The 6,000-nt window shown below is 60.2% G+C and carries 7 protein-coding genes; 5 read left to right on the top strand and 2 right to left on the bottom strand.

All coding sequences use genetic code 11. The features are described from left to right. Window positions 1–402 precede the first annotated feature (402 nt). Window positions 403–762: an arsenate reductase (glutaredoxin) gene (gene arsC / locus PQQ53_RS33935; RefSeq protein WP_408328962.1), complete on the top strand. Its 360-nt coding sequence runs from the start codon at window positions 403–405 to the stop codon at window positions 760–762. Between the two features lie 85 nt (window positions 763–847). Here the strand turns inward: arsC and PQQ53_RS33930 are convergent, their stop codons facing one another. After that, on the bottom strand, window positions 848–1,831 hold the full coding sequence (locus tag PQQ53_RS33930; RefSeq protein WP_408328959.1) for a sulfonate ABC transporter substrate-binding protein: 984 nt from the start codon (window positions 1,829–1,831) through the stop codon (window positions 848–850). 223 nt (window positions 1,832–2,054) lie between these two features. Between PQQ53_RS33930 and PQQ53_RS33925 the strand changes: the two genes are divergently transcribed. From PQQ53_RS33925 to PQQ53_RS33915, 3 genes are all read left to right on the top strand, one after another. Next, window positions 2,055–3,431, top strand: a complete 1,377-nt coding sequence (locus PQQ53_RS33925; protein WP_408328956.1) for a GntT/GntP/DsdX family permease — start codon at window positions 2,055–2,057, stop codon at window positions 3,429–3,431. Between the two features lie 138 nt (window positions 3,432–3,569). Continuing rightward, entirely contained in the window at window positions 3,570–3,860 is a 291-nt protein-coding gene (locus tag PQQ53_RS33920) for a DUF1272 domain-containing protein (RefSeq protein ID WP_408141897.1), read from the top strand. Between the two features lie 409 nt (window positions 3,861–4,269). Continuing rightward, window positions 4,270–4,401: a hypothetical protein gene (locus tag PQQ53_RS33915; RefSeq protein WP_408141899.1), complete on the top strand. Its 132-nt coding sequence runs from the start codon at window positions 4,270–4,272 to the stop codon at window positions 4,399–4,401. 319 nt (window positions 4,402–4,720) lie between these two features. Here the strand turns inward: PQQ53_RS33915 and PQQ53_RS33910 are convergent, their stop codons facing one another. Next, window positions 4,721–4,927 (bottom strand): hypothetical protein, encoded by a 207-nt coding sequence (locus tag PQQ53_RS33910; RefSeq protein ID WP_408154604.1) that lies wholly within the window; start codon window positions 4,925–4,927, stop codon window positions 4,721–4,723. 485 nt (window positions 4,928–5,412) lie between these two features. Here PQQ53_RS33910 and PQQ53_RS33905 point away from each other — a divergent pair, with 485 nt between their 5' ends. Further along, complete coding sequence (locus tag PQQ53_RS33905) at window positions 5,413–5,967, top strand: NADPH-dependent FMN reductase (RefSeq protein ID WP_408328953.1); 555 nt, start codon at window positions 5,413–5,415, stop codon at window positions 5,965–5,967. The last annotated feature ends 33 nt before the right edge of the window (window positions 5,968–6,000 follow it).

Here is a 6,000-nt window from a genome sequence, read left to right as displayed (position 1 = left end):
AACACCACTCAACTGCCCCACTGCCCCACTGCCCCACTGCCCCACTGCCCCACTGCCCCACTGCCCCACTGCCCCGTCGTATTGCCCTGTCACGCAATCATCCCTTCCGGAAACTCGTCGCTGCCCGCCCTTCCAGCTTTAACCCCAGCAGCAAAACGACATCAGCGAAGGACAGAAAAAACAACAACAGGCGCGAAAAAATTTAACGGCTACTTATCCATCTACCTCGGTCGAGCAGCGTACCTTTTTTGAACCCCGAAATTCCCCACCCAGACAAGGCCACTCCCACGCCTCGCCAACCGGACAAGAAACAGACAGGAAGGTCACCAGCGTCCCGCCCTACGTCCCCTCTACCCGCTAAAATTCCCCACACCCCATCCCTCACTACATAACAACTCCCTCGTGATCACGATCTACCACAACCCCCACTGCTCCAAATCGCGCGCTACCTGTGAACTCATCACCAGCAACTACACCAGCACGAACGAAACAACAGAAGTCATCGAGTACCTGAAACATCCGCTCACCGTCGCTCAGCTCAAACAACTCAACGCGCAACTCGGCTGCACGGTCCGCGAGATGATTCGCGACACGCAAGCCGAGTACAAGGAACTGCAGCTCGCCGACGCCACCTGCACTGACGCTCAGTTATACGAAGCATTGGCAGCGCACCCCATCCTTCTGCAACGACCGATCGTCGTGCGAAACGGGCGGGCCGTGATCGGTCGGCCGCCGGAAAACGTTGCTGCGCTATTCGCCTGAGCGTCGAAAGAAAGCCGACTCGCGCGATATAACAGCGTCGAGAGTCAAAATCCGGAGCACATCAACGCTCAACCCCGAAAGCAAACTAAGCTTTCCCCGGCAATGCCGCATCCTTCGTGACAATCTTCGTCGGAATGAGGCGCAGCTCGCTGAACGTGTCCGCGATACGTTGCTGCTCCGCCAGCACGCTCGCATCGATGGGCTTGTAGACATGCGCGTAGTGGCGCAAGCCCGCTTCGATCACGCTCGCGTCGAGCCCCTGAATCGGCGCGAGTTGAGCGGCGGCCTCGGCGTAGTGACCGCGCACCCACGTCCCCTCTTTGTCAACCGCATCCATCATGATCGCGAGCACCGCGCTGTTTTGCTCCGCGAACGGCCGCGCGCTCAGGAAGAATTGATGGTGGCTCACGATACCTTCGGCATCCGCGAGCAGGCGTGCGTTCGTCTGCCGTTTCGCCGCTTCGAGGAACGGGTCCCAGATGGCCCATGCGTCGATGGCGCCGCGTTCAAAGGCCGCGCGTGCATCGGCGGGGGCCAGGTAGACGGGCTGAATCTCGCTGTACTTCACGCCGTTCTTCTGCAACGCGGCGACCAGAAACCAGTGCACGTCCGAGCCTTTGTTCAGCGCGATCTTTTTGCCTTTCAAATCGGCCAATGTTTTGATCGGCGCATCCTGATGCACGAGGATGCCTTCGGCGTGTGGCGTCGGAATTTCATAAGCGGTGTAGACGAAGTTGGCCCCCGCGGCCTGCGCGAACACCGGCGGCGCCTCGCCGACATAGCCGAAGTCGATTGCGCCGACATTCAGCCCTTCGAGCAATTGCGGGCCAGCCGGAAATTCGGTCCATTTGACGGTGATACCCTGCGGCGCAAGCCGCTTTTCCAGCGTGCCGTGCGACTTCAGCAACACCAGCGTGTTGGCGGCTTTCTGATAGCCGATGCGAAATTCCTTCGTCTGCGTATCGGCGGCGAATGCGGACGTGGAGACGACCGGCAACGTGGCGGCGGCGAGCGAAGCGCCTACGCCGGCAAGAAACGCGCGGCGTGTGAGATGCGAATGACCTGACATGGCAATGCTCATTTAAAAGACGGCCGCAAAACGGGTCGATTGGCACCGACGATAATTCGTCTGCAAGCCTGGACGAACCGATAAATTCGCATAAGCAAATCACGCCGGCGTGCGACGCGCGTGGACCGCCCCCCGCCGGCCTCGCTGCGCCGAGTCGTCACCGGCCGCTACAATTTGCCACTCGCGCAAAACCGCGGCTGCGTCATTGACTAAAAGGACCAACGTGCATCTGACGACAACACTTACTCCGTGGGCATCTCACGACACTCAACTCATTTTGTCGTGTGCGCTGGGGCTCGCACTCATCATCGTTTTCATTAGCGTGCTGAAGCTCGCGCCGTTTCTGTCGATTCTGGTTGGCACGTTCGCGGCGGGTTTTGCCGCCGGCTTGCCGCTCGAAGCAGTCGCGAGCGCATTCAGCAAAGGTGCGGGCGCGTTGCTCGGCGACGTCGGCATCATCATCGCCTTGGGGGCGATGCTCGGTGCGCTGATGGCCGAATCAGGCGCCGCCGACCGGCTCGTGTCGACCATTCTCAAACACTCCACGCCGCGCACATTGCCCTGGATGATGGCCCTGGTCGCGCTGATCATCGGCTTGCCGCTCTTCTTCGAAGTCGGCCTCGTGATGATGGTGCCGATCATCTTCGTCATGGCGCGCCGCTCACAGCAGCCGATCCTGCGCATCGCGATTCCCGCGCTGGCCGGCATGACCACGCTGCATGCACTACTGCCGCCGCATCCAGGTCCGCTGATCGCTGTGAGCGCGTTGCATGCCGATCTCGGTCTGACGCTCGGCCTTGGCCTGATCGTCGCGATTCCTGCGGTGATCCTCGCGGGTCCGCTCTACGGCATCTTTCTGTCCAAACGGATGCATGTCGCCGAGCCGGAAGAAATGGGCAAGCTCTTCAGCGCGCAGCAAAACACCGCCGAGCCGCCGAGTTTTGCCATTTCGCTGATCACGATTCTGCTGCCCGTCGTACTGATGCTTGGCCGTACGATTGCGAAGCTGTTGCTCCAGCCTGAAACGTTCCTCTTCGACACGCTGAATTTTCTGGGTGAACCGCTGGTCGCCCTTGGCCTCACAGTGCTGTTCGCGGTGGTGGCGCTCGGTTGGTCGCGCGGGATGGCGCGTGAGCGCGTCGGCGGCATTCTGCGCAAAAGCCTGCCGCCGATCGCCGCGCTGCTGTTGACCATTGGCGCCGGCGGCGGCCTGAAGCAGGCGCTCGTGGTGGCGGGCATCAGCACGACGATCGGGAAGATCGCGGTCGGCGCGCACATGCCGCTGATTCTGCTGGCCTGGCTGATCGCCGTCGCGCTGCGCCAGGCCACCGGCTCGGCGACCGTCGCGACCACCACCACGGCGGGTATCGTCGCGCCGGTTGTCGCTGGATTGAGCGCGACGCACAATTCGCTGATGGCCCTCGCGATCGGCGCGGGCTCGGTGTTTTTCTGCCATGTGAACGATGCGGGTTTCTGGATGGTGCGCGAGTACTTCGGTCTGCAATTGAAACAGACGGTGCTGGTCTGGTCGGTATTGCAGACGATCGTCTCCGTCGTCGGCCTCGCGCTGACGCTCGTATTGTGGACCGCGTTGACATGACAACGGGAACAGGTCGCGCGGGCATCTGCCTACGCCGAGGCCCGGCAGCTTTTCGGGGCGGCCTGGGCCCCTTACACTTGCCGGCAAGCGAGGCGCACCCCGCGTCTCGCGCCATGGATGAAAAGTGGAGCCACCGCCATGCTCGAACTGAGGCCGTCTTGCGAAGGATGCGGCAAGTCACTGCCCCCGAACGCGTCCGACGCGATGATCTGCACCTACGAATGCACCTTCTGCGAAGTCTGCGCGCTGACCCGGCTGCGCAATGTGTGTCCGAATTGCGGCGGCAATTTCCAACATCGGCCGATTCGCACGCGCGCGCAACTGGAGAAACATCCGGCGCGTACTGAACCGCATGTTGGTGCGCTCGATGAAGCATCGCATGCGCGGTTTTTCGAGCGTTATCGGGATACGCCTCCTGGCGAACGCTAAGCATAGCGCGGCGGTGCTGCCCGCTGCTCGTGTGTGTGGACGGGATCGAATCGCCGTTAGCGTGGGCCCTGTTCCTACTTTTGCGCGTCCAGTACAGGCGAAGCGATGTTGCGATCGCCAGCAACGCAACTGGCCGGACCGGGCGAGCGGTGAAGCGCTACAGAGTTAGAAAAACATTGTTGCGAAAATTGAAATCAAACTGGTTTCACGCGCAACTTGCGGCACTAGCTGAATCGCGAGCTTGCTCGCTGTATGCGTTGTCAAGACGACGCAGGAACCGCTTTCAAATTATTTCAATAACTGAAAAAATATCTTCCCATCTTCGGTATTTTTAGGCAGCTACTGAATCGCTATCCTTCAGCCATCGATCGCACCAGATCGCGAACCAACGCTGATGAGGAGTAGCACCATGAAACGCATTCTTTCCGCCCTGATCGCTTCCTTTGCTTTGTTTGCAGCCGCTTCGGGCGCAGCGCACGCTGCCGCTCCCGCGCAGTGCAACGGTCCGGCATCTTACTGTAACGTGTTTTTCGGCAACTAATCGGCGGACGGACGCGACGGACTCAATCCGGAGCGCGTTCATCGACGAGCAAGTTTGCAAAGAGAAAAAAGAGGGCGCCCAATATGGCGCCCTCTTTGCATTCAAGCTGCATTTGGCGGAGTCGTAAAATGGCGAGGCGCTCTGCAAAATGGCGAGGCCCTCTAAGGGCAATGGCAACGCTCCCCGCACCTCACTTTGCGCTTTTACAAACCGCGCTGATGAGATGTCGCCCGCTCAAGCCGCAGCTTCATCTGACTGCGTCCCACCGATGCGCCCGCCTCGCAAACACAACGTGTTCCACCTGCACCGCAAACGGCGACTAGGTCTTCCCGCCGCCATCCATCCCACTACCCTTACGCCACACTTCCTTGCCGCGCTCGGATAGCTCACCGCTGCTGTGCAGCTTGTCCGCCTGCTTACCGTCGACGGCCATCTCGCCACCGGGTTGCTCCTGCGCTCGCTGCTTTTCCTTCTTGCGAGCCGCGACCGCTTCATCGTGGGACTTACCTGCGTAATTCAGACTCATGGCTGTTTCCTCCAGAAAGTCAATTCCCTCTATAGCTGAAGCACAGCGTTATGCACGGTGTCGGCCGGAAGGTGAGGCGCCATCGTCGCCAGATTCACCCGTGGTGATCGACACGACGCTGCTTTCCGCTCCACCCGGCCTCGCCGGTCATTTTTGCCTCAATTTTGCCAAACGCGACACTTCGCATGCTTCCCGCGACGCCGACCACCACATCCACAGCACGCATTTGCCTCAAATCGTCCAGCACCGAAAGCATGCTTGATTGACAAGGCAAAAACACCAGTTATCCACAAGGTTATTCAGCGTTTCTGTGGATAACTTTGCGGGCCATGAGGTTATCCACCGCTCACATCGCGCGCCACCTATCCGGCCCCGATGGGGCACCCGCATTCGCAAGCGACTTCGTCCACAACTGCCCGTCTATTGCCTATGATGGACAGTCCGTACCTTTCTGCGCATAAAGCGCCCAATCAAGGAAGCGAACCATGGCCCATCACATTGCAGTCGTCGTCGGCAGCCTGCGCCGGGACTCGTTCAACCGGCAACTCGCGCAAGCCGTGATTTCTCTCGCGCCGTCCGATTTCACCTTCGAGTTCATCGACATCGGTTCGTTGCCGCTTTACAGCCAGGAGTACGACGCCGATTATCCCGAAGCCGGCAAGCAGTTGAAGCAGCGTGTCGAAGCCGCCGACGGCCTGCTGTTCGTCACCCCCGAATACAATCGCTCCATTCCCGGTGTGCTGAAGAACGCGCTCGATTGGGGCTCGCGTCCGTGGGGCACGAACTCATGGGGTAACAAGCCCGGCGCGGTGATCGGCACGTCGCTCGGCGCGACCGGCACGGCGCTGGCGCAACAACATTTGCGCAACGTGCTCGCGTATCTCGATGTCGCGACGTTGGGTCAGCCCGAGGTGTTCATCAAGCACGACGCGTCGGTCATCAACGAAAAAGGCGAGATCTTGAACGACGGCACACGCAAATTCCTGCAGACTTTTGTCGACCGTTACGTTGCGTGGGTCAAGCGGCACACGGCGGAGTGACGGATTTCTAAGTGGCGAGTGCAAAAAGCTCGC

It is taken from the genome of Paraburkholderia strydomiana (assembly GCF_046030495.1).
Lineage (GTDB): Bacteria > Pseudomonadota > Gammaproteobacteria > Burkholderiales > Burkholderiaceae > Paraburkholderia > Paraburkholderia strydomiana_A.
The sequence above is the reverse complement of the archived record's forward strand: the minus strand, read 5'-3'. Positions and strand labels throughout refer to the sequence as shown.

Coding starts and splice junctions, on each gene's coding strand:
- PQQ53_RS33920 (WP_408141897.1), top strand. CDS start 3,570: ATGCTCGAACTGAGGCCGTCTTGCGAAGGATGCGGCAAGTCACTGCCC.
- PQQ53_RS33910 (WP_408154604.1), bottom strand. CDS start 4,927: ATGAGTCTGAATTACGCAGGTAAGTCCCACGATGAAGCGGTCGCGGCT.
- PQQ53_RS33930 (WP_408328959.1), bottom strand. CDS start 1,831: ATGTCAGGTCATTCGCATCTCACACGCCGCGCGTTTCTTGCCGGCGTA.
- PQQ53_RS33915 (WP_408141899.1), top strand. CDS start 4,270: ATGAAACGCATTCTTTCCGCCCTGATCGCTTCCTTTGCTTTGTTTGCA.
- PQQ53_RS33905 (WP_408328953.1), top strand. CDS start 5,413: ATGGCCCATCACATTGCAGTCGTCGTCGGCAGCCTGCGCCGGGACTCG.